The organism is Nitrosospira sp. Nsp11 (genome assembly GCF_900142705.1).
Taxonomy (GTDB): Bacteria; Pseudomonadota; Gammaproteobacteria; order Burkholderiales; family Nitrosomonadaceae; genus Nitrosospira.
The window spans coordinates 15,997-39,007 of sequence record NZ_FRBV01000008.1 but is presented as its reverse complement, the minus strand read 5'-3'; the positions used below and the strand labels follow the sequence as shown (position 1 = coordinate 39,007).

Genomic DNA, 23,011 nt, shown 5'->3' with positions numbered 1-23,011 from the left:
CCGGACAAAACGTATCAAGATTGATTTCAGCCACCTCCGGCAAGCCGACGGACAACTGTTATGTCGAGAGCATTCAACGGAGGAGCGGATTAAGAAGGAATGACTCTAATCGAACAGATAAAAACAACGAGCGACGTACCCCATGCTGAATTGATGCACTCTCTGGCTGGCAAACACCATGTCCTCGCCGGCTTGATTGGAACAGCTCCAGTTCATTACATCGATTTGCCTGTTCACAGGAACATAGGTGACCTGCTGATCATGCTGGGCACGCTCCGCTTCTTCGCGCTCCATGAATTGAAGATAAATATTAAGGCGGCGTATTTTACCTACCGCCCAAGCTGGGCAAAAGCCGGTGATGTGATCGTATTCCAGGGTGGCGGTAATCTTGGCGATCTTTACGCGGGGCCGCAGCAAATGCGTCAACATGTGGTCGAGAAGCTACCCGGGAACAGGATAATTATCTTCCCTCAGACCATACACTTCCGTTCGGCGGATGCGTATGCGCAATGCTGCAGGATTTTTTCAAAGCACCCTGATCTCCATATTTGTGTCAGGGACCATAAATCATTTGAACTGGCAGTCCCCATGTCGCGGCATGTTTATCTTCTCCCGGACATGGCGCATCAGCTATGGCCGATACAGCAAGCCCGCTGTTTCGAGGGACGCCGTCTCGCGCTACTGAGGGCTGATGTCGAGTCCGCGGGGAATGAGGTAATTGATTTTGATGTGCGTACTGACTGGCGGGAGTTGGTCAGGCGTAAAAACACCTTGATTCGAATGATGCGAGGAGTGCTGGCTGCCTTACACCTTGCGCACGTTGACTCGGGTATCCTGTCCCTTGAGATGGACTTATGGATCAAATACGCAACGAAACTTGTTGACGAAGCAATCGATCTTTTTAGCAGATTCGAGGTAATTACGACTGACCGATTGCATGCCCACATCTTGTCTTGTCTGATGGGAATTCCAAATACGGTCTTGAACAACTCCTATGGCAAGAACTATTCCTATATCACGGCGTGGACGGGGTCGAGCAATATCGTGGATTTATCGAGTGAAAACCATCGAATGAAACCGAGGAATACTGTTTAACCGCCACTATTAAATAAAGCAGCCTGGGGCACGACAGAGCGGGTGGCCGCATCAAATCGCGAGGCAGGATCAGCTCGACAATTTGTGTATCGTACGTGGCACTCGCTTCGAGAGGAGGAATGGCAGCAAGCGTCAAGAGCGCGGGCTTGTCGTATCCGACTTCACAATGCTGGCCCGCGCCCAACAATTCCCTAGTTAACCAGTCCCCTATTATTATGCCTAAGCCAAAATTGCGTGATCGGATAGCGCGTTTTTTCGACATCCCCGTTCATATGCCAGGGCTTATACAGCGCGGTAATGATTTATGCACCAGGATCGACGGTAATTTTCTTCATATCCGGAGTGAACGCACGGAACTTGTTCTATCCCCGGAGGCGTTGGGCACTGCTTTTCTGCTACCTACTGTCGCGATGGGCAGGCGTCTTGTGGGGAATTCGTGCGATCCGGTATGGCTGGAGAACACGCAACGCATACTCGACCAGGTAAATGAGTGGTGGGATTACGGGGCAAATCAGCCTGACTTTGCCCCAGGTAGACCTGGCCGGCCAAACCAAGGCGTTGGGCTGGCATTTAGCTTAGGGGTTGATTCGTTTTACTCCTGCTTTTTTGCCGATCCAGCACCCGATCTTTTAATTCTGGCTTCCGGATTTGATATTCCGCTAGAAAGAAAAGATATCCTTGCATCAATGTGTAATTCTCTAGCCACAGTAGCCGAGGCAACGGGTAAAGATTGGACAATGATTGAGACTGATCTCAGAAGGCATCGTCTTTTTCGGAGATTATCCTGGGAATTCTCGCACGGGGGCGCGGTTGCATTTTTAGGGCACCTTCTGCAAGAACGCATCGGTTCCTTGCTTATTTCATCGAGCTATGACCAAGATCATCTAGGTCCCTGGGGTTCGCACCCTGATCTCGATCCTTACTGGTCCTCCAGCCGACTTTCGGTCAAAAGCATTGGCCATGAGGTTTCTCGATCAGAAAAGATAAAGCGGTTGGTGAACCATGCTATTGCCAAGTCACTTCTGAAGCGCCATCTACGCGTATGCTGGGAACACCCGACATCACTTGGGAATTGCGGTTATTGCCATAAATGTGTCCTGCTGCGCATGACCTTGAATTGGCATGCTCCTGATTTTAAGCTCGACACTTTGCCTGAAGGTATACCTCTAGTTCAAGCTATTGAGGCTTTGTCGCCGTTAGATCAAGATTTGTCGCTTAATTTTCGAAGGGAGTTGGTGGGGCATCTTGATCCGCCTGTTGATAGAGCATTACGCAAGCTGATTCAGCGGTCAGAAGAAAGTATTCAAAGACGATCAGGTGCTTGAAAGTTTTCCGGCATTCCCATCAATCTGTGCATTGTTGCGATTGTATCGAGCGACATAGGTTTACAGTAAGATACTCGTCAGTTTTTTATTCATTATTATTTCCCTTGGGTTTATACCGTGATTATTTACTTATGGTGAAGTAATAGCCTGAATTGACCAGAATCAGGTGGTTCCCAATAAAGAAAGGTGGATAGTGATTCGAGGACTAGCGGGCAGAAGTAACTTTAGTCACGATGATCGTAATTAAAGTTACTCCATCGGAAAACTAGCCAGCAACATAGCGTAGATTTCCGACTCCGGAACTGACGGATTGTTGGTGTACTTAAGACCAATTCTCGCTCGGCGAGTAATATCTAAAATCTAACAGACATATCGTCCCAACCCACTTTTCGGCGGACGTAAGCCAATTCAGATTTATGCATTAAAGCCGCAATCAACCCTATCGCCGGCTTTATTCTTGAATGCTTGCGAGCATCTGCCTTATTGCAGAGGTTTGGGATAGAAAAACAGTCAACATGGAGCGGCTTGAATAGAGAACGATTGTTCTCTATAATAAGAACAATCGTTCTCTATTCAGCTCTCGCCATGCAGCAACTCGACGTTTCTTCTTATCTTGGCAAGCTTCAGGATTACTACGCCAAAGAAAGAATCATACCCTCAACAACTCAATTATCTGTGCTATGGAACGGAAAGGCCCGTTCGTGGACCCATCGGATCGTCCAGCGTTTAAAAGAAGAAGGTTTTCTGGAAAATGGTCCAGGCGGAAGATTACGTCCGGGACCTCGCTTTTTCGAGCGAACGGTCGGGCATAGAATCCGTGCAGGGTTGCCTCAAGAGGCTTTTGACGTTCAGCCTGAATTATTGCGCATAGATGATTATCTTATCGAGAAGCCTTCTCAAACCATTCTGTTTCCCGTCAAAGGCGATTCGATGATTGATCTGGGAATACTCGAGGGCGACATGGTGGTTATTGAGCGCAGCGATTCAGCTTCACCTGGTCAAGTCGTATTGGCTATTGTAGATAACGAATTCACTCTCAAGGTTCTGGCCAGGGACAAAGAAGGCTATTACCTGGAAGCACGTAATGATAGGCGAAGCGGGGATTACCTGCCTATCCGCCCTGAGCAGAAGCTGGAAATCTACGGGTTTTATGTTGGCCTGTTTCGAAAAGCTCCTGCTTCCAGAAACCGCATCGGCTCCAGCCGTGGTTAATGGAACTTTGCCATGTCGACGCTTGCCTCCCCACCCTCGGCGCCGCTATCGCTTTCACAAATCGAAACTCGATTTAAAAACAGGATATGGCGGGGTGACGCATCAGGATCTTCGGCTGATCCGGTTGTTTCCAGTGGTTTTGATGAACTGGACAAAGCTTTGCCTGGAGGGGGATGGCCTGTTCACAATCTGACGGAATTGCTGCTACCGGCAGAAGGACTGGGAGAAATCAGATTACTGGGTCGACCGCTTGGACAGCTCACCGGGGACGGGAGGAATATTCTATTGGTTGGTCCACCTTATATTCCTTATATGCATGCGTGGGAGAACCTGCATATTGATAGTCGGCGCATTGTAATTGCCAGAGTTTACAAGCCCGCCGAGCGATTATGGGTACTTGAACAAGGGATCAAAAGCGCCGCTTTCGGAGCGGTTATCGGCTGGCTGCCCGAATCCAGCCTGCAAACGACGCGCAGATTACAGGTCATCGCGCGGACGGCTGCCAGTCTGATTTTCTTGTTCAGACCGGTGAGCGCGCAATTTGAATCCTCCGCGGCCCCACTCAGAATATTGCTCGGCCCGGTAACACAGCATACTCTTTCTGTGCGCTTGCTGAAACGGCGGGGCGCCCCGGCTGTCTTGCCCATTTATATTGTCCTCCCCCAGATCAAGCCCTTCCTCGGCTCCACTGTATCCAGACCTGCTTTAGCCCACTGTTGAGCCTTGGATCACAATGCTGTGGATCGCTCTATATTGCCCAACATTATCACTTGACTGGATAGAACGCCGGTTTCCTGCCGCACTGATCCCCGCAATGGCGGTGACTGTTCGCAAGGGTAATCAGGCTTATATCCAGCAGGCCAATAAGGCGGCGCAACAATGGGGAGTAACGGCTCATCAACCCTTGGCAAGTGCCCTGTCTCTTTTTCCCGACTTGGTGGTATTGGAGCATGACCCGAATGAAGAAATGAAAGCGTTGCAGGAAGCTGCGTATGCCGCTTTGCGTTTCACCCCCAATATTGTGATGCAATGCAGCGGCCTGATCGCCGAAGTTTCCGGAAGCTTAAAGCTGTTTGGCGGCATGAAAAAATTGTGCCGATTACTCAACCGGGCAGTGGCTGCACAAGGCTTGCAACTCTGCGTGGGTGCGGCTCCCACTGCCAGGGGAGCATGGCTTCTCGCACAGTCCGCACCACCGCAAACCGTCATCAATGGCGCAGGGACTAAATTCCACTCATTGCTCGACTTCTTGCCCGTCAGTTTGCTGGAGTCGGCCCAGGCTCATCTTGAGGTCATTCGCGGAATAGGCTGCAAAACGCTGGCTGATTTACGGCAATTGCCTCGTGGAGGAACAGCACGTCGATTTGGTACGGGCCTTCTAATGGAACTGGATCAAGCTTACGGCGACTCACCAGATCCCCAAAAATGGTTTGAAGCACCAGAATATTTCCAGCAAAAGATGGAATTAATGACGCAAGTTGAAAATGCCGGAACGTTGCTGCTTCCCGTACAGCGGATGATCGAGCAAATGTGCGGTTGGCTGGTTTCACGCTATGCGGCAGTTTTAGCGTTCTCACTCATTCTGCATCATGAGCATTCTGCCCGGCAGCCGTACCGATCCACGCCTATAAACATACGGCTTTCCGAGCAAAGTGATGACCCCGATCATTTAATGATCTTGCTGCATGAACGCCTAGAGCGTACAAAATTGATGGCTCCGGTTTGCGGATTGGAACTGATAGCGGACGAAATAACAGCGGGAATAGAGGCTAATCTGGAACTGTTCCCGACCGCGCAATCGGAAGCGACTTCATTAAGCCGGTTTATTGAAAAACTTTCGTCCCGCCTGGGGCCGCCAGCCATCACCAGTCTGCAAGCTGTCTCTGACTATCGGCCGGAATGCAGTCAAAGATTCAACGCTTCAGGAATAGGTGGATTTTCATGGCGGGGAACGCATCGGGACAGAATTCCACCGGAATTAATCCGTCCTGCCTGGTTAATGGAAAGACCGCTGGAACTGAAGTTGCAACGTCAGCGGCCAGTTTATGGGTCGCTGTTGAAATTAATTTCAGGACCGGAGCGAATCGAGGCAGGCTGGTGGGACGATGACGCGATCACGCGCGACTATTTTATTGCGGAAAATAATCTTGGCCAATTGTTATGGATTTACTGCGAGCACGACCCAGCAGGGGGAAATAAGAAAAAAGACTGGTATTTGCAGGGGCTGTTTGGATAAATCGGCTTTGCCTCTATCCCGGCATTCTACTATTCGGTATTCACTTGGATATATATTCTTCCCCTCCTTCCTACGCTGAACTGCACTGCTGCTCCAGTTTCAGCTTTCTGAACGGCGCTTCCTTTCCGGAAGAGCTGGTTGAACGCGCGGTAAGCCTGGGCTATAGCGCCCTGGCCATAACGGATGAGTGTTCCATGGCCGGGGTCGTGCGGGCCCATTCAGAAGCAAAAAAAGCCGGCCTCCATCTTCTCATCGGAAGCCAATTTATCCTGGAGGATGGGCTACGGCTGGTCTGCCTGGCCATGAATCGGGAAGGCTACGGCAATCTATGCGAACTGATAACGCTGGCAAGACAGCGTGACAAGAAAGGGGCTTATCGTATAAGCCGCGCGGATTTTGAAAGCTGCCCTGATGCGCCCCATCTCGCCCTATTGCGAGATTGTCTGATTTTATTAATTCCTCGCTTTACTCAAACGGAAGCCTGTCTGGTAAATGACATGCGCTGGGCACTGTCACTATTTCCTGGCCGCTGCTGGGCTGCTGTCGAGCTATTGCTTCATGCCGGCGAGGATCACCTGCTCGAACGAATACGGCAGGGTGCGGCTATCACCAGAATGCCGCTCGTGGCTGCAGGCGATGTCACTATGCATGACAGTTCTCGTAAGCCCTTGCAAGATACGATGACGGCCATTCGTATCGGCAAGCCGCTTTCCGAATGCGGCTATTCTCTCCAGCCTAATGCGGAACAGCATCTGCGTACAAGATTGCAATTGGCGGAAATCTATTCGCCGCAGCTCTTGCAGGAAACTATTTCGATTGCAGCACGTTGTACTTTCTCGCTGGACGAGTTGCGCTATGAATATCCGGATGAGTTAGCAGGAACTGGCGAGACGTATGCCGCCTATCTGCGACGCATGGTCGAGGAGGGCATGGCAAGACGGTTTCCCGAAGGCGCCTCGATCAAAGTCAGGAAACAGGTCGAATATGAATTGAAGCTGATCGCCGATCTGAACTATGAGCCCTATTTCCTGACGGTATTCAATATCGTAAAGTTCGCCCGGTCGCGCGGCATTCTCTGCCAGGGACGCGGATCGGCGGCCAATTCGGCGGTCTGCTATTGCCTGGGTATTACCGAGATTGATCCGGAGCGCAGTAGCCTGCTGTTTGAACGGTTTATTTCAAAAGAACGCAATGAGCCTCCTGATATCGATGTCGATTTCGAGCATCAACGCCGGGAAGAGGTTATTCAACACATCTATCAGAAATATGGCCAGGATCGTGCTGCGATAGCAGCAACGGTAATCACATACCGTACACGCTCGGCGGTCCAGGATATCGGCAAAGCGCTGGGGCTCGATGTCGAACGTATCAAGCGGTTATCCGGTTCTTTTGCCTGGTGGGACAAGACCTCGGATATTGCTACGCGGCTCATTGAAAACGGCTTCGATCCCGATAGCTCCATCATCCGGAAGCTGATTCAACTGATCCCGGCCTTATATGGGTTTCCACGTCATTTATCGCAGCATGTAGGTGGTTTTGTCATTACCCGCGACAAGCTGTGCCGCATTGTCCCCATCGAGAACGCCGCCATGCCGGATCGCCGCATTATCCAATGGGATAAGGACGATCTTGCAGCGGTAGGGCTGATGAAAATCGATGTGCTCGCGCTGGGTATGCTATCGGCCATCCGTCGCACGCTCGATCTGGTTTCTATACGGCACGGCAAGCCATTCCAGATGCAGGATATCCGGGGGGAAGACGAAAAAACCTTCGACATGATTTGCAAAGCTGACACCATCGGCGTTTTCCAGATCGAGTCCCGGGCACAAATGTCCATGCTGCCGCGCTTGAGGCCCCGGAATTTCTATGATCTGGTGATAGAAGTCGGCATTGTTCGTCCAGGACCGATTCAAGGAGGCATGGTGCATCCTTATCTACGCCGGCGCCAGAACCTGGAGCCGGTCAGCTATCCAAGCGAGGAAGTCAAAACCGCTTTGGAACGAACTTACGGGGTCCCGATTTTCCAGGAGCAGGTAATGCAATTGGCAGTGCTGGCTGCTGGCTTTACTCCGGGCGAGGCAGACCAGTTGCGCCGTTCCATGGCCGCCTGGAAAAGAAAAGGAGAGCTCGATTCTTTCCATAAGAAAATAATCGAGGGAATGACCAGCCGAGGCTATACCCTCGATTTTGCTGAACGGATCTTCCGCCAAATCCAGGGTTTTGGCGAATATGGGTTTCCGGAATCTCATGCTGCAAGCTTTGCGCTGCTGGTTTACGTATCGGCCTGGCTTAAATGCCACGAGCCCGCTGCCTTCCTGTGTGCCATGCTGAATAGCTTGCCCATGGGCTTTTATAGCGCGTCGCAACTGATCCAGGATGCGCAGCGGCACGGCGTTCAGGTCAGGCCGGTGGACGTAACAATCAGTGACTGGGATTGCACGCTTGAAGAACAGATGGATAAATCTTTTCAGCTCGCTGTCCGGTTGGGCCTGAATAGGGCGAAAGGGATTGGCATTAAAGCTGCCCGGCATATCGTTGAGGCAAGAAAAATATCACCATTTGAAAATACGAGCGATTTGGCAAGCCGCGCGTCCTTGAATACCGCTGAGATGCGCTCCCTCGCCCACTCCGATGCGTTACGGGCTTTGTCAGGTCATCGACGTCAGGCTTTATGGGCGGTCGCATCCCACATAAAACAACTGGATCTGATGCGAGACGTCCCCGTGAGGGAGACGCTGCCCACCATTGCCGCCGCGCATGAAGGAGAGGAAATTACGGCTGATTACGCCAGCACGGAGCTCACTCTGCGCAGGCATCCCCTTGCCTTGTTGCGGCCAAAATTGACCCGAATGAATTTACATTCCGCAATGGAGCTGGACAGTTGTCCAACGGGGCGGCTGGTTCGAACAACCGGCATTGTGACCTGCCGCCAGCGTCCCGGAACGGCAAATGGGGTAGTCTTTGTTACGCTCGAAGATGAGACCGGGATAACGAACGTTGTGGTATGGAACCAGCTTGTCCGGAAACAACGCCGTGAAATATTAAACTCAAGGCTTTTAACGGTATATGGGGTATGGCAACGTGAAGGCGAAGTTAAGCATCTGATTGCCAAGCGACTGATAGACCATAGCCATTTGTTGGGTAATCTCATGGTGGAGAGCCGGGATTTTCATTAACCCATGATCCGGTTCTCTTGAAAGCTCTTCTTTTGAAGACTATATTTCAACTGAAATTGGCAAACATTGTACGCATACATAGAAAACAGGGAAAGCTCGCAGCCACGCCAGCTTCGGTTTACAAGTCTCCATATTAAATTGGCTTCTTGGGCTTGTAACAGGTTGGCTGCCGAATGATCTCAATCCCGTTAGCTCGGTCTTGTCGATGATGGATATTGATATTGCCACATAAGGCGTCCTACAGCTTGCTACAGGATGATGTCTGACCCGCTGCGCGTTATTGGCCGATCTTCTTCGCGTCACAACATACGTCCGACGCCGAATCGAAGGCCGAATCAGCGCCGGATGCATTTCATTCTGAAGCGAACTCCTCGAAGTACGCGCTGAACCGGAAGAACGCAGACAGGATTAATAATGACTGGAAAGCCTGACTGTATCAATCAAGACGCCTGGCATTCGCCTCATCTACCAGGCCTGCGTCGATTTGCGCCGATGAACGATAGTACCCATCAGCCCCAGGCCTGCTAGTAGCATGGCGTAGGTTTCAGGTTCGGGCACCACGCCTGCCACCAAGGTGCCAGTAACGCCATACTTATCCAGGAGATGAGGATTGGCGATATCCTGCGCCAGATAATCCGATCCTCCCACGAACACCGAATAATCACCTGCAGCCAGATTCATGAAAGTGTGCGAAACCTTGCCATCGGCTACACCGTCGAATCCGGGGACCGTTCCTGTTCCGTCGTAAGCATGGCTAACATATTTAAAAAAGCTCAGGGCAGCGGGTAAATCTTTTACTGGATCGGGCGCATTGCCGATTTTCCAGTCATTCAATGCTCTGAATGAACCTTCGGTGTCAGCGGGCCGGTATGCCTTTGAGATATCCGAAGAATCGTAATCCGCTCCGATCGGCGCAACATGCGCAAGCCCCTGATAGAGCGAAAAACCGGGGGTCAATCCATCGAGCACGGGAGCAGCACCCCCTGCTGCGGTGTAAACCTGGCTAGCAAACGAGAGCGTCACATCTGTCGGACTCAGTAAAGTAAACCGGTAAGCCAGTGTTTTATGCGCATCGCCGTAGTCTGCATCCGTGCCGTCGATCCAGCCGTAATTACCGGTAACTGCCTGATTTGATATGCTGGAAATAGCGTAAGTATTATCGAAAGCACCGAAGTTGCGGCCGGTATAGCCGACATGAGCTAATGACGGCAAGGAAGTCATGCCAGCAAGGAAAAGTGCATATCCGAGGTTTTTTTTCATACGTAGTCCCTGTTTATGAATGATATTAAATGTCATTAGGATCGGCATGCCCGTTGGCGGAACCGATGCGACTGAGTATTCATTATCCATATCAATAAATCAATGTGGCATATTGCCGCATGTGGCAAATTGCCGCAGGCCAATAAAGGCGCGGCAATATTAGCTATCCAGCGTGAACGTACTGCATTCCATGACGGCCCCGGTTTATCCCAAAGGTTATTATTTCTCCAGACATATACGGGTACAACAGCCGCGTTAACTGGGTTTACGACGCTATGGCAGGGCAGCCATCTGGCGCCAAAACCTGGGTGTGGCGATACAAGGCAGCACAGTGATCGACGCCTACCTGATCAATGACAACTGGAGCTTCCTGAGCACCGGCATACTCGACCTAGGCGATGATGCCTGGGGCGGTGTGTCGTGGTCTTCGCCAGATGGCAGCGCGGCGACGGTGAGACGCGCTCGACGCCCGTGGTCTACAAGTGGTCGCTACACGGATGGATGGTGTTCTGCTGGGGGGAGAATACGAGCCTGCGCGCGTGGAAGGTGAATGCAAACCTTACCCTGACTTTCCTGGCATCGAGCGACGAAACAGCATCGCCGAATACGGGAGGTTTGGGCGGGATGCCGAGCGGCATGATCAGTCTGTCAGCCAACGGTTCGACACCTGCGCCCAAAGACGTTGCTTCGATACTGATGCGTATGATCTGAGCGCTGCAACCGGCTTATGTGGCAATATTGTCCATATAAGCGCGCACCAGCTTGTGATAATGACGATCTTCCATCAGGAAGGAATCATGTCCATGGCTGGAGGTGATTTCCGCATAGCTGACATTCAGCTCGTTATCCAGCAACGCCCTGACAATAGCGCGGGAGCGCTCTGGCGAAAAACGCCAGTCAGTGGTAAATGACAGCACCAGGAAGTTTGCCTTGGCAGCGCGAAATGCCGCACTCAAATCGTTGTTGTGCTGGTGCGCCGGGTCAAAATAATCCAGCGCCTTGGTCATTAGCAAATAGGTGTTTGCATCGAACTGATCGGCGAATTTATCCCCTTGATAGCGAAGATAGGATTCTATTTCGAACTCCACGTCAAAACCGAATGCAAGCGCTCCGTTACGCAACTCACGCCCGAATTTCGCGGCCATTGCGTCATCCGATAAGTAAGTAATATGCCCCAGCATGCGCGCGAGCCGCAGACCCCGTCGCGGGACTACGCCGTGCGAATAGTAATCCCCGCCGTGAAAATCCTGATCGGTGATGATGGCTTGGCGCGCCACATCGTTAAAAGCGATGTTTTGCGCAGTCAGTTTTGCTGCAGCGGCAATAATCAATGCGTGCCGCACCCTATCCGGAAAATCAAGCGTCCATTGCAACGCCTGCATCCCACCGAGGCTGCCGCCTGCCACTGCGGCGAACTGATCAATGCCGAGGTGGTCTGCCAATCGCACCTGTGTTCTTACCCAATCTTCCACTGTCACTAATGGAAAATTCGCGCCATAACATTTACCGGTCTTTGCATTGATGCTTGCGGGTCCGGTAGAACCATGGCAGCCGCCAAGGTTGTTGACCCCGACTACGAAAAACTTGTCCGTATCGATGGACTTACCCGCACCGATCATATTATTCCACCAACCACCGCTCTTGGGATTGTCCGCGTAAACACCCGCGAGATGATGATTACCGGAAAGCGCATGGCAAACCAGGACTGCGTTGGATCTGGCTGCGTTGAGTTGGCCGTAGGTTTCATAAACCAGCTCGTAATTCTCGAGCACGGGTCCGCTTTTTAAATGCAGAGGTGTGTCGAAACGCGCGGTTTGCGGGGCGACGATGCCAATCGAATCGGAATCTTGCATTAACGTGAAAGGATCGTCAGCAGAATTTTTTAGGGCTAACAGTCTGCAGGTGCATATTCCGGGGCACGCCAGGTAGAATAAATAAGACCGACATTGATTTTCTGCATCGCACGGCTAAAAACTCAGCATGACCCGGAAGGTTAACAGAGGACATGTATTAACACTATCGGTAGCTGACAGTGACGGTCAGCATGCTCCGCGTCGCAGGAGCATGCCTTCCATTCCACAAAAACGTTTCCATACATATAGTCCCATCTTTTGCGCCAGCCTATTTCATGTGGCTGCTAAGCCAGTTTATCTGGCCGGTTCAAGTTGACCGGTCTAAATCTTTTGCAGGTATAAATCAGCTGTTCAGCTTTGTCAATAACCCGTGAATTCTCTCCGGATCATCGGCTTTAAGTATTTTTTGCGCAAGCGGTATGATATCAGGCAGATTACTTCTCAATACCTCTCGTTTCACGGTCAGCAGTTGCGCCGGGTGCATGGAAAACGTCCGTAGCCCAAAACCGAGCAGAAGCCGGGTAAATACGATGTCTCCCGCGATCTCGCCACAGATTGCCACGGGTATTCCGGTTCGGTTGGCGGTACGTATGATGTGAGCCACCAACCGCAGTACTGCAGGGTGTAGCGAGTCGTAGAGGTGTGCGACAGAATCATCGGCACGGTCTATGGCTAGCGTGTACTGAATCAAATCGTTGGTCCCGATGGACAAGAAATCCAGCTTGCGCATAAAAACATCGAGGCATAGCGCTGCGGCGGGAATCTCTATCATACCGCCTATTTGTATTTTCTCGTCGAAGGGAATTTTTTCCATGCGCAAGCTTTGCTTGGCGTTTTCAAGCAAATGCAAGGTCTGAGCAATTTCCGAAACGCTGGAGAGCATCGGCACCAGAATACGAATCTGGCCATAACGGGAAGCGCGTAGAATCGCACGCAACTGCGTATTGAACATTTGAGGTTCAGCTAGACTTAGGCGAATGGCGCGCAACCCCAACGCCGGATTGGCAGCTACGCGCTTTGCATTGTCAAGATTCTTGTCGGCGCCCAAATCAAACGTACGTATCGTTACCGGCATTCCCCGCATTTTTCGCGCCACGGTACGATAAGCTTCGAACTGTTCGTCCTCGCCGGGCAAACTATCGCGATTGAGGAACAGGAATTCACTGCGAAACAGGCCAACACCTGTGGCTCCATTTTCCTTTACCTGTTCGACATCTTGAGGTAGTTCTATATTGGCTTGCAATTCCACCGCTGTACCATCAAGGGTCGTGGCAGGCGTCGTCTTGATGCGCTTCAGCTTCTGTTTTTCCAGTTCCAGTTCGTTCTGGCGAAGCCGGTATTCCGTCAGCACATGCTCGTCAGGACCCACTATCACCACACCCTGAGCGCCATCCACGATCAGAACATCATTGTCGCGGATCAACCCGCGTGCGTGATGAAGTGCAACGATAGAAGGAATGTTGAGGCTGCGCGCCACAATAGCCGTGTGCGAAGTCAAGCCGCCGAGGTCGGTCAGGAATGCGGTAAAACGGTGCTGCTTGTACTGAATCACATCAGCGGGGCTTAGATCATGGGCAACCAGAATGCTGTCGCCATCATGCTTCAATGGCGCCGGAACGTAACCTGGATGCCCCAGCAAGGTTTTCAGCACGCGTTCGACCACCTGGATCACATCGGTCTTGCGTTCGCGCAGATAAGGATCTTCAATCTCTTCAAACTGCGCCATTAATACACCCATTTGCTGGGTAATAGCCCACTCGGCATTGCACTGGTTCTGGGCAATATAAGTTTTAGCAGCAGTGGAGAGGGTGGGATCGTCCAGAATCATCCGGTGCAATTCAAGAAATGCGCCGTATTCCGGGGCGGCGGGGCCGTTGACCACAGAAGCATTCAGCGCTTCAAGCTCTTCACGGACACCATTGAAAGCGATGTCGAGCCGGGATATTTCATTGCTGACTTGATCCTCCGGCACGATGTGATGCGCCACCTCCAGTGCGGCGTGCGAGGCGAGATACGCATGCCCTATGGCGATGCCGCTGGAAACACCCACGCCGTGCAGCACAAAGCTCATTCGCTTTCCCCGAAACCATCCTCGATCAGGTTTACCAGCGCCTGCATGGCCTCGGCCTCATCCGCACCTGTTGTTTCAATGCCCAGGGTAACACCTTGATTCGCAGCGAGCATCATCACGCCCATAATGCTTTTCGCATTAACTTTACGACTGTCCCGCGATAGCCATACTTCGCTACGGTATCGAGAGGCCAACTGCGTGAGCTTCGCGGAAGCACGCGCATGAAGACCCAATTTGTTCAGGATTTTGACCTCCTGGTATTGCATTATGTTGATCCTGTATTAATACGAATAACGCCTTCTCTGCCGCCGGATAGCGCTTTCTCGGCTACGGCTGAGAGTGGCTCGTTGCGATAAGTAAGCGCTCGCACCAGCATCGGCAGATTGACCCCGGCAAGGCATTCCACACTGCCGGGTTTAACGAGTCGGCTGGCGATATTGCATGGCGTTGCACCGCAGATATCGCTCAACACCAGCACGCCATCACCATGATCGAGTTGTTTCACCAATTCCAGCGCTTTGGGCATGACGACGTCGGGGTCATCCTGAACGGTAATGCTCAGGTATGTCAACTGCTCGGATTTTTGACCCATGACGTGGTTAACGCAATGGATAAGACTGTCACCCAGATTACCGTGAGAGATAATTAAAATTCCGATCATGTACGGTCAGAAATATCTGGAGATGAATACATCAGTTAGGTATTTTTTCAATCGCATCCAACATCATCCCTGCTACGTTGAAGCCGGTCTGATCAGTAATTTCCGTCATCCCTGTCGGACTGGTGACGTTAATTTCGGTAAGGTAGTCACCGATTACGTCCAGCCCGACAAGCATTAAGCCCTCATCATATAATGCGGGACCTAATGCTTCGGCAATTTCCCGGTCGCGCCTCGTAAGTGGCTGCGCTACGCCCCTGGCGCCTGCGGTAAGATTGCCGCGGGTCTCACCCGGCTTGGGAATACGCGCCAGCGTGTAGGGCACGGGCTCTCCCGCTATCAGCAGAATACGCTTGTCTCCCTGGCTGATTTCGGGAATGTAACGCTGAGCCATGATCGTGCGTGTACCGTAATGCGTCAAGGTTTCTATTATCACGCCTATATTATGATCAGCGCTGTGAATGCGAAACACGCTCGCACCACCCATGCCATCCAGTGGCTTGAGGATGATATCGCTGTATTCAGCAAGGAAATCGCGAATCAGGTGTTCCTGCCTTGTCACCAGCGTAGGCACGGTGTATTCCGGAAACTTCGCTATCGCGAGCTTCTCATTATGGTCCCGCACTGCTCGTGCACTATTGATGACATGAGCGCCGCGGCTTTCAGCCAACTCAAGCAGATAAGTACTATAAACATACTCCATGTCAAAAGGCGGGTCCTTGCGCATCAGCACTGCGTCAAATTCCTGCAGGAGCGTTTCCTCCGGTTCAGCTGTCCGATACCACGGACGCCCTTTATCAGTCTCACTCGTTAATTGCAGGGCTCGCGCGAGTCCTATTGTCTCGCCACCTTTCCACACCAGATCGCCCTGCTGCATGGAAAATAGATCATGGCCGCGCAAAACCGCTTCGCGCATCATGGCGAAGCTCGAGTCTTTATATGTTTTTATTGAATCGAGGTGGTCGAGAACGAAGGCAATTTTCATGAATTATGAACCCTCGATTACGCTAACGGCATACAAAGGCGAAACCAGTTTTTCCAGAACGCGTCTGCAAGCTCAGTATTCTGATGAAATGGTTGAAGAAGGAATTATGGCGTCACGCTAAGCGACAAAGCCTCGATTCGCCCTTCGCTTTTTTCCAGCTCTTGCGCTGCCGCGAGCAACGCAAGGCGCGCTATCACGCCATAAGCGTAAAATCGGTTGGGGCTACAACCTGGCCGGGCTTCACGATCTGGCATAAGACAGGTATCTTCAAAGGCTAATGGTACGAACTGCATACCTGGAGCATTGAGGTTCTCGTCGATTCCACGGCTGGTGTGGACCCGGTAGAATCCGCCCACCACGTAACGATCGATCATATATATTACAGGTTCGGCTACCGCTTCATTAATGCTCTCGAACGTGTATACGCCTTCCTGCACCATGACTTCCGTCACCTGCAAGCCCTCTTTCACGACCGCCATCTTGTTGCGCTGCTTACGGTTAAGCGCGCGGACTTCGGCACCATCTTTCACGGTCATGATACCCATGCCATAGGTGCCGGCATCGGCCTTGACAATGACGAAGGGGTCTTCCTTGACGCCATATTGCACATATTTTTCCCGAATGTCGCTCAGGATCTCGTCTACGGTATTTGCTACGCAGTCTTCGCCTTTCTTTTCGCGAAAATTGATCTTGCCGCAAGCGGCAAAATAAGGATTGATGAGCCACGGGTCGATGCCGATCAGGTCGGCGAATTCTCGCGCCACGTTGTCGTAAGCTGCGAAATGCTGCGATTTGCGTCGGGTTGCCCATCCTGCGCGAAGGGGTGGAACGACGGTCTGCTCGAGATTTTGCAGAATTGCCGGTATGCCTGTCGAGAGATCGTTGTTGAGGAGCACGACGCACGGGTCAAAGCCTGCTATCGTCACGCGATCCCCTCTGCGCTGTATCGGTTCCAGCGTAAGCTTGCCGCCATCGGGCAAATTGATCACAGTGGCTGCGGTAATCTCTGGTAACAAGGTGCCAATGCGAATATCCATGCCGGCATGGCGCATGATGGCTTGCAACACTCCCAGGTTTTGCAGGTAAAAAATATTGCGCGTGTGGTTTTCCGGTACCAGCAGCACACTGCGCGCGCCGGTACATATTTTCTCAACTGCCGCCATCATTGCCTGTACGCACAACGGCAAAAATTCAGGGTTGAGATTGTTGAAACCGCCGGGGAACAGGTTGGTGTCCACGGGTGCCAGCTTGAACCCGCTGTTGCGTAAATCCACGGAGCAATAAAACGGCACTGCCTGCCTTTGCCACTCATTGCTCAGCCAGTGCTCAATGGTGGGCATGGCATTGATGATGCATGTCTCCAGATCAAGGATCGGGCCGGTCAAGGCAGTGGCAAGATAGGGAGCGGGCATGAGTAAAATGATGTTTAACGGACAGTTACCATTGTAGCATCACGTATTGCCGCGCCCGCGGCTATTGGAAATGGCCGCGCCGTGAATATCGAAAACACAAGCATTTGGAAATTTCCATACGAATACGGCATCAGTGGAGGTCGCTCAAGGCAAACAAGGCCGGTTGAAACGAGCTTTGATATTTCTCTGGAAGCCCTGCCACCGCCGCGTCAGCTTCGTCACGGCTGGGATAAATGCCATAGGTGACGATAAACTTCGCCTGATCCCCGTTACTTACCGGGTGGACATAGAGATCGGATAAATCAACCTGACTCCGTGCACGTAGCAGAAATCGTTCCATACGGTCGGGCTGTATGTTTTCGGTGGCGAACAGCTGGATCGTATAGAAATTCTTGTCCGTCTTGCGCATGAGGTTGGTTGTCGCTTCAAGTCGCTGCTCCAGCAATGCATTTCCCGCCAGCTCAACGCCGGCAATATGCGTTCTGGCAGTGCTGCGTTGCCCGATCTCGGCGGCGGGCTTATTCTCTGCGGAAGGTGCTATCCCTGCCACAGCTTCGGGAGGAGCAGGCGTAGAAGCAACTGCCGAAACTGAGCGAGAAATGCCGGAAGAAGCTGCTGCAGGCGCTGAAACTGAAGGGGGAGTGCTGGGAGGAATCGCTGTGACCATCGTGGAATATACGGGCTCGGGTGCGGGAATCGAAACGGGCGCCGGCGTTGTTGCTTCAAGCGGCATCGAAGCAACTAGCGAGGTAATCTCCGGCGAAGGAGAGCGAATATCATGCCAGCCCAACACGCCCAGCGCTACGACCGCGACCGTAGAAAACACGGCCACCGCATCCACTGTGCAGTGGCCCAGAAAAACTCGCCATTGTCGCCAGCTTTCGCCGCTGGCGCTGCGCTTTATTCCTGAATTCTCAACGGCTGCGTTGACATGACGCGCATCTACTCCGCGGGTTTCGGCGATTGATGCCGCCAGGAGGGATTTATCCGCGAGAATGTCTATTTGTCGAACAAGCCCGCCGGAAGCCCTTGAAATCAATTTTGCCGCCTTAGCAGAAAAAATATCGGCGTGGGGATAGCCCGCCGTACCCATGCGGCGCACGAGATATTCTTCAACTGCTTTAGTATTAAAAGGCTGCAGGGCAAAGCGATGAGTGACGCGATCGTTAAGCTTGCGCATCTGTGGCGAAGCCAACTTGTTTTCAAGTTCGACCTGGCCAAACAGGACGATTTGAAGCAACTTGTGACGGGGCGATTCCAGGTCATACAGGGCCAGTACCTCTTCAAGCACTTCCGCAGACAGGGTATGAGCCTCATCTACGAGTAACACGACTTGTCCGCCGTTGGCATGTTTCTCGGTCAGCGTACGTTGCAGGTCTTCTATCGCAACAGTGGCCCGCACAGCGGTAGTAGCGCTTTCAGTGCCTCCGGGATTTAACTCATTCATGATCGAATGGAGAAATTCTTCTCGTGAAAAATCCGGCTTGGCGAGATAAACAGCTTGCATTTGTGCAGGCAATCGCTTTATCAGTGACCGGCATAGCGTGGTTTTACCGCTGCCGTCAGCGCTGATGACCTGAATGATGCCCTCTACCCCCTCACCATGTGTAAGCACATAAATGAGCGCGTCCAGCGTCGCGCCCCGGTTGGCTCCCTCGTAAAAAAAATCGGTGACTGATGAATCGGCAAAGGGCTGCTCAGAAAACCCAAAGTGGCCAGGATACATTTTTTACCTCGCGTTCATAACGCCCCGTTATCATGGATAAATCGCTGCCTCGTCTGGATAAAAGCAGCACAAAGGTTCGAATTTAATCGCTGCCGGGCTTGAATAAGATACCATTTTAAAGTCAAAACGCATTGATTCGCTTACTTAGAATTGCAGGCAAGAACAGTTTGGCCATGTGATATGCCTTGTCTTGATCCCGGCTGCTGGAGTATAGTTCGAGTCTGCTATTTATTTATATCCAAGCGGAAGAGTGCGTCGGTTTCATCGTCGCCGCCGAAGGCGCAACCCCCCGGAATCGCTCAGGCGTGGAGCAGGTCATCCTGATCCCTGAGAACCGCTTGTGAAAAGGCAATCTGGAGAGCGCCGGCATTGAGTTGGCCACCGAAGGGGCAGACGGAATAGAGAAACAGATATTCCGTAATCTCTCAGGTAAAAAGGACAGAGGGGTGAAGTCATGACGTGACTTCACCCTTTTTTTTGAGGTATCGATCTTTGAAAGCAACTTCCCTTAATCAAACCCACCGCGACAGGAAGGCCAAGATGGTCGATTTCGGCGGCTGGGATATGCCTTTGCACTATGGCTCCCAGCTTGACGAACATCACCGGGTGCGCAGCGATGCGGGCATGTTCGACGTGTCCCATATGCTGGCCCTTGATATCAAGGGCGAGACTGCACGTGAGTTCCTGCGGCGGCTGGTCGCCAACAATGTGGACAAACTGACACAGTCCGGCAAAGCACTCTATTCCTGCATGCTGAATCCCGAGGGTGGGGTAATAGATGATCTCATCATTTATTTTCTCACAGAATCGCATTTCCGCATGGTCGTCAATGCAGGCACTGCCGACACGGATCTGGCATGGATCCTGGCGCGCCGTGATGAGATTGCTCCCGGACTTGAAATTATTCCACGTCGTGATCTGGCCATGATCGCGGTACAGGGGCCTGAGGCTCGTGCCAAGGTTTGGCAAGTCATTGCGGGGTCTCAGGCGGAAACGGAGAATCTCAAGCTGTTCCAGGCAGTTTTTTTTGATAAATATTTTATCGCCCGTACCGGCTACACCGGGGAGGATGGCTTTGAAATCATGCTGCCGGCGGTTGATGCCGTAGAATTCTGGAATGCGCTTCATGCTGCAGGCGTAGCGCCGGCAGGATTAGGCGCGCGCGACACCTTACGGCTTGAGGCGGGCATGAACCTTTACGGCCAGGATATGGATGATACTACCAACCCGCTGGAATCGGGGTTGGGCTGGACGGTCGAGTTGAAAAGCGATCGTAATTTTATCGGTAAGCAGGCGCTTCTGGAAAAGCCGGTAAAACAACAACTCATCGGTTTGATATTATTGGATCGGGGCGTATTGCGCAGTCATCAGAAAGTGATGACGCACCCCGATCAGAATGAAGGTGAAATTACCAGTGGCGGCTTTTCCCCCACGCTTGAACAATCTATCGCGCTGGCACGCCTGCCGCTAAGCGTCTCCCCCGGAGATGAAGTGCAAGTCGTAGTGCGGGACAAGATGCTGAGAGCGAAGGTGGTGAAATACCCGTTCGTGCGAAATGGCAAAATCCTGGTTTGATATTGACGGCAACGCGGTTGTCATTTAATTCTGGAGTGAAGACATGAGTATCCAAAACAATTTGAAATACACCAAATCCCACGAATGGGTGAGGCTCGAAGATGATGGCACGGCAACCATCGGCATTACCCAGCACGCTCAAGAGTTACTGGGCGACATGGTCTTCGTGGAAACGCCTAACGTGGGGCGCAAACTCAAGCGGGGAGAAGAATGTGCCGTTGTCGAGTCGGTAAAGGCTGCGTCTGACGTATACGCACCCATTTCAGGAGAGGTAATCGCTGTCAACCCCGAGCTTGAATCAACTCCCGAGAAGATAAATCAGGATGCTTACTCGGCCTGGCTCTTCAAGCTAAAACCGGAAAATGCCGGCGAGCTGAATAATCTGCTCGATTATGCAGGGTATCAAAAAATACTCGAAGCCGACGGCGATTGATAAATAACTCGAGGTTATTTTCGAGGTTATTTATCAGGTTTACCGTTCACTCAATGATTTCGCGGAAAAAATATGCCGTTCATTCCCCATACTGAAGAAGATATAAATACGATGCTTGCGAGTATCGGCGCAAACACCATTGATGAGCTGTTCGATGAAATTCCCGCCGCCCTCAAGACTGGTAGCCTGGAACGTGTGCCCCCAGGTTTGAGCGAAATGGAAGTATCGCGGCTGATGCTGGAACGCGCCGAGATGGATGGGCGGTATCTCAATTTCATAGGCGCGGGCGCCTATGAGCACCACATCCCGGCGGCGGTATGGCAAATAACCACTCGCGGCGAGTTCTACTCCTCTTATACCCCTTATCAAGCCGAAGCCAGCCAGGGCACGCTGCAATTGCTCTATGAATACCAGACGATAATGGCGTCGCTGACAGGCATGGATGTGTCCAATGCAAGCATGTACGACGGCGCCTCCGCGCTGGCGGAAGCGGCATTGATGGCGGTGCGCTCTCACAAATCCTCACGCCGTATTCTGATGCCGACGACCGTTCATCCCGTTTATCGCAGCGTGGTTCGGGCCATCGTCAAAAACCAGGGTATCGACGTCGTTGAGCTACCTTATTGCAAGCAATCTGGCCAGACTCTGGTTGAAGCGCTGGACGAGTTTGGCAAGGAAGAATTTGCTGCGCTGGTCATTCCCCAGCCCAATTTTTTTGGCGTGCTCGAAGAGGTCGATGCCCTCACCGATTGGGCTCACAGCAAAAACGCACTGGCTATTGCCGTAGTCAATCCCATGGCGCTCGCCATACTCACTCCCCCCGGCGAATGGGGCGAGAAGGGCGCTGATGTGGCGGTGGGTGAAGGCCAGCCATTGGGAATTCCACTTTCGAGCGGCGGACCCTATTTCGGCTTCATGGCCTGCAAACAGGCGTTGGTACGCCAGATGCCGGGGCGTATTATCGGGCGCACGACGGACCTGGACGGCAAGAGCGGTTTTGTGCTCACGCTTCAGGCGCGTGAACAGCACATCCGGCGATCCAAGGCTACATCGAACATATGTACCAATCAAGGATTGATGGTCACTGCGGCCACCATTTACCTATCCCTGACGGGGCCGGAAGGGTTGCGACGCATCGCCGCGCAGTCTCATGCGAATACGCTGGCTTTGCTGGAAAAACTGGAGAACTGCAAGGGCGTTAAAAGAATTTTCAGCGGGCCATTATTTCACGAAACAGTGATTTCCCTACCCGCGCCGGCCAAGGATGTATTGCAGGCGCTAAAAAACCAGCGGATATTGGGCGGGCTGAATCTGGACGAATATTACCCGGAGCTTGGCAGTGCGATGCTCGTATGCGCCACGGAGACCAAAACATCTGCTGATCTGGAAAATTACACCGAGAAGTTGGCGAATGCCATCGATAATTTGTAACTCGTCAGTTGACTCTCAACCACTCGAACCGATATCGCCCTCACACAAGGAGCAACAATATGGTCACCTTAGCCGGCAATCCGATTAAAGTTGAAGGTAATTTTCCGAAAATCGGTGAAAAGGCGCCGGCGTTCTCGCTGGTAAACAAGGATCTGAAGGATGTGACGCTGGCTGATTTTGCCGGCAAGAAAAAAGTACTCAACATTGTCCCTAGCCTGGATACTCCGGTCTGTGCCATGTCGACCCGCAAGTTCAATGAAAAAGCCAGCAATATGGCTAATACAGTGGTGCTGATAATCGCTGCCGACCTGCCTTTTGCAATGAGCCGCTTCTGCGATATCGAAGGGTTGGACAAAGTGGTAACGCTTTCGACCATGCGCGGTTCCGAATTCATGAAAAATTATGGCGTGGCGATTACCGATAGTCCGTTGGCTGGGGTCACTGCCCGGGCCGTCGTGGTGCTGGATGAGAACGATAAGGTAATTTATGCTGAACTCGTACCGGAAATCAAGGATGAGCCCAACTATGATGCCGCCCTGGCTGCTCTGCAATAGGCCCGGATA

The 23,011-nt window shown here is 52.1% G+C and carries 19 protein-coding genes and 1 riboswitch; of the genes, 11 read left to right on the top strand and 8 right to left on the bottom strand.

The genetic code is table 11. From position 1 onward, the window contains the following. Positions 1 to 99 precede the first annotated feature (99 nt). The 6 genes from BUA28_RS10095 to BUA28_RS10070 all read left to right on the top strand — a co-directional run bounded on the left by BUA28_RS10095 (position 100) and on the right by BUA28_RS10070 (position 9,044). The gene (locus tag BUA28_RS10095) at positions 100 to 1,095 is read left to right on the top strand and encodes a polysaccharide pyruvyl transferase family protein (protein WP_083569958.1); all 996 of its coding nucleotides are present in this window, start codon (positions 100 to 102) and stop codon (positions 1,093 to 1,095) included. 215 nt (positions 1,096 to 1,310) lie between these two features. Beyond that, complete coding sequence (locus tag BUA28_RS10090) at positions 1,311 to 2,420, top strand: hypothetical protein (RefSeq protein WP_143148496.1); 1,110 nt, start codon at positions 1,311 to 1,313, stop codon at positions 2,418 to 2,420. Between the two features lie 585 nt (positions 2,421 to 3,005). Continuing rightward, a complete protein-coding gene (locus BUA28_RS10085) occupies positions 3,006 to 3,632 on the top strand; it encodes a LexA family protein (RefSeq protein WP_072767995.1) in 627 nt (208 codons plus the stop codon). 12 nt (positions 3,633 to 3,644) lie between these two features. After that, positions 3,645 to 4,352 (top strand): translesion DNA synthesis-associated protein ImuA, encoded by a 708-nt coding sequence (gene imuA / locus BUA28_RS10080; protein ID WP_072767994.1) that lies wholly within the window; start codon positions 3,645 to 3,647, stop codon positions 4,350 to 4,352. 13 nt (positions 4,353 to 4,365) lie between these two features. Further along, positions 4,366 to 5,868: a Y-family DNA polymerase gene (locus tag BUA28_RS10075; RefSeq protein ID WP_072767993.1), complete on the top strand. Its 1,503-nt coding sequence runs from the start codon at positions 4,366 to 4,368 to the stop codon at positions 5,866 to 5,868. Between the two features lie 44 nt (positions 5,869 to 5,912). Further along, on the top strand, positions 5,913 to 9,044 hold the full coding sequence (locus BUA28_RS10070; RefSeq protein ID WP_072767992.1) for an error-prone DNA polymerase: 3,132 nt from the start codon (positions 5,913 to 5,915) through the stop codon (positions 9,042 to 9,044). 465 nt (positions 9,045 to 9,509) lie between these two features. Here the strand turns inward: BUA28_RS10070 and BUA28_RS10065 are convergent, their stop codons facing one another. Further along, a complete protein-coding gene (locus BUA28_RS10065; RefSeq protein WP_072768058.1) occupies positions 9,510 to 10,304 on the bottom strand; it encodes a PEP-CTERM sorting domain-containing protein in 795 nt (264 codons plus the stop codon). A 310-nt stretch (positions 10,305 to 10,614) separates the two neighbouring features. Between BUA28_RS10065 and BUA28_RS15565 the strand changes: the two genes are divergently transcribed. Continuing rightward, positions 10,615 to 10,854: a hypothetical protein gene (locus tag BUA28_RS15565; RefSeq protein WP_143148495.1), complete on the top strand. Its 240-nt coding sequence runs from the start codon at positions 10,615 to 10,617 to the stop codon at positions 10,852 to 10,854. Positions 10,855 to 11,029: 175 nt separating this feature from the next. Here the strand turns inward: BUA28_RS15565 and BUA28_RS10055 are convergent, their stop codons facing one another. The 7 genes from BUA28_RS10055 to BUA28_RS10025 all read right to left on the bottom strand — a co-directional run bounded on the left by BUA28_RS10055 (position 11,030) and on the right by BUA28_RS10025 (position 19,009). Further along, complete coding sequence (locus BUA28_RS10055; RefSeq protein WP_072767990.1) at positions 11,030 to 12,157, bottom strand: homoserine O-succinyltransferase MetX; 1,128 nt, start codon at positions 12,155 to 12,157, stop codon at positions 11,030 to 11,032. 343 nt (positions 12,158 to 12,500) lie between these two features. Continuing rightward, entirely contained in the window at positions 12,501 to 14,228 is a 1,728-nt protein-coding gene (ptsP, locus tag BUA28_RS10050; protein WP_072767989.1) for a phosphoenolpyruvate--protein phosphotransferase, read from the bottom strand. Continuing rightward, positions 14,225 to 14,494 (bottom strand): HPr family phosphocarrier protein, encoded by a 270-nt coding sequence (locus tag BUA28_RS10045; RefSeq protein ID WP_072767988.1) that lies wholly within the window; start codon positions 14,492 to 14,494, stop codon positions 14,225 to 14,227. The genes ptsP and BUA28_RS10045 overlap by 4 nt, the downstream gene beginning before the upstream one ends. Further along, the gene (locus BUA28_RS10040; RefSeq protein WP_072767987.1) at positions 14,494 to 14,889 is read right to left on the bottom strand and encodes a PTS sugar transporter subunit IIA; all 396 of its coding nucleotides are present in this window, start codon (positions 14,887 to 14,889) and stop codon (positions 14,494 to 14,496) included. The genes BUA28_RS10045 and BUA28_RS10040 overlap by 1 nt, the downstream gene beginning before the upstream one ends. Before the next feature lie 31 nt (positions 14,890 to 14,920). Continuing rightward, positions 14,921 to 15,871, bottom strand: a complete 951-nt coding sequence (gshB, locus tag BUA28_RS10035) for a glutathione synthase (RefSeq protein WP_072767986.1) — start codon at positions 15,869 to 15,871, stop codon at positions 14,921 to 14,923. Between the two features lie 104 nt (positions 15,872 to 15,975). Then, positions 15,976 to 17,283, bottom strand: a complete 1,308-nt coding sequence (gshA, locus tag BUA28_RS10030; protein WP_072767985.1) for a glutamate--cysteine ligase — start codon at positions 17,281 to 17,283, stop codon at positions 15,976 to 15,978. Positions 17,284 to 17,413: 130 nt separating this feature from the next. Next, positions 17,414 to 19,009, bottom strand: a complete 1,596-nt coding sequence (locus BUA28_RS10025; RefSeq protein WP_072767984.1) for an AAA family ATPase — start codon at positions 19,007 to 19,009, stop codon at positions 17,414 to 17,416. Positions 19,010 to 19,352: 343 nt separating this feature from the next. Next, positions 19,353 to 19,461: riboswitch (glycine riboswitch) on the top strand. A gap of 40 nt (positions 19,462 to 19,501) precedes the next feature. Here BUA28_RS10025 and gcvT point away from each other — a divergent pair. From gcvT to tpx, 4 genes are all read left to right on the top strand, one after another. Then, positions 19,502 to 20,584, top strand: coding sequence for a glycine cleavage system aminomethyltransferase GcvT (gcvT, locus tag BUA28_RS10020; protein ID WP_072767983.1), 1,083 nt, complete (start codon positions 19,502 to 19,504; stop codon positions 20,582 to 20,584). A gap of 43 nt (positions 20,585 to 20,627) precedes the next feature. Beyond that, positions 20,628 to 21,017 (top strand): glycine cleavage system protein GcvH, encoded by a 390-nt coding sequence (gene gcvH, locus BUA28_RS10015; protein ID WP_072767982.1) that lies wholly within the window; start codon positions 20,628 to 20,630, stop codon positions 21,015 to 21,017. A gap of 72 nt (positions 21,018 to 21,089) precedes the next feature. Further along, the gene (gene gcvPA, locus BUA28_RS10010) at positions 21,090 to 22,448 is read left to right on the top strand and encodes an aminomethyl-transferring glycine dehydrogenase subunit GcvPA (RefSeq protein ID WP_072767981.1); all 1,359 of its coding nucleotides are present in this window, start codon (positions 21,090 to 21,092) and stop codon (positions 22,446 to 22,448) included. A gap of 59 nt (positions 22,449 to 22,507) precedes the next feature. Next, positions 22,508 to 23,002, top strand: a complete 495-nt coding sequence (gene tpx, locus BUA28_RS10005) for a thiol peroxidase (RefSeq protein ID WP_072767980.1) — start codon at positions 22,508 to 22,510, stop codon at positions 23,000 to 23,002. Positions 23,003 to 23,011: the final 9 nt, after the last annotated feature.

Bases quoted from the DNA above. Each gene is read 5' to 3' on its own strand.
- BUA28_RS10095 (WP_083569958.1), top strand. From the start codon at position 100: ATGACTCTAATCGAACAGATAAAAACAACGAGCGACGTACCCCATGCT.
- BUA28_RS10090 (WP_143148496.1), top strand. From the start codon at position 1,311: ATGCCTAAGCCAAAATTGCGTGATCGGATAGCGCGTTTTTTCGACATC.
- BUA28_RS10085 (WP_072767995.1), top strand. From the start codon at position 3,006: ATGCAGCAACTCGACGTTTCTTCTTATCTTGGCAAGCTTCAGGATTAC.
- imuA (WP_072767994.1), top strand. From the start codon at position 3,645: ATGTCGACGCTTGCCTCCCCACCCTCGGCGCCGCTATCGCTTTCACAA.
- BUA28_RS10075 (WP_072767993.1), top strand. From the start codon at position 4,366: ATGCTGTGGATCGCTCTATATTGCCCAACATTATCACTTGACTGGATA.
- BUA28_RS10065 (WP_072768058.1), bottom strand. From the start codon at position 10,304: ATGAAAAAAAACCTCGGATATGCACTTTTCCTTGCTGGCATGACTTCC.
- BUA28_RS10055 (WP_072767990.1), bottom strand. From the start codon at position 12,157: ATGCAAGATTCCGATTCGATTGGCATCGTCGCCCCGCAAACCGCGCGT.
- ptsP (WP_072767989.1), bottom strand. From the start codon at position 14,228: ATGAGCTTTGTGCTGCACGGCGTGGGTGTTTCCAGCGGCATCGCCATA.
- BUA28_RS10045 (WP_072767988.1), bottom strand. From the start codon at position 14,494: ATGCAATACCAGGAGGTCAAAATCCTGAACAAATTGGGTCTTCATGCG.
- BUA28_RS10040 (WP_072767987.1), bottom strand. From the start codon at position 14,889: ATGATCGGAATTTTAATTATCTCTCACGGTAATCTGGGTGACAGTCTT.
- gshB (WP_072767986.1), bottom strand. From the start codon at position 15,871: ATGAAAATTGCCTTCGTTCTCGACCACCTCGATTCAATAAAAACATAT.
- gshA (WP_072767985.1), bottom strand. From the start codon at position 17,283: ATGCCCGCTCCCTATCTTGCCACTGCCTTGACCGGCCCGATCCTTGAT.
- BUA28_RS10025 (WP_072767984.1), bottom strand. From the start codon at position 19,009: ATGTATCCTGGCCACTTTGGGTTTTCTGAGCAGCCCTTTGCCGATTCA.
- gcvH (WP_072767982.1), top strand. From the start codon at position 20,628: ATGAGTATCCAAAACAATTTGAAATACACCAAATCCCACGAATGGGTG.
- gcvPA (WP_072767981.1), top strand. From the start codon at position 21,090: ATGCCGTTCATTCCCCATACTGAAGAAGATATAAATACGATGCTTGCG.
- tpx (WP_072767980.1), top strand. From the start codon at position 22,508: ATGGTCACCTTAGCCGGCAATCCGATTAAAGTTGAAGGTAATTTTCCG.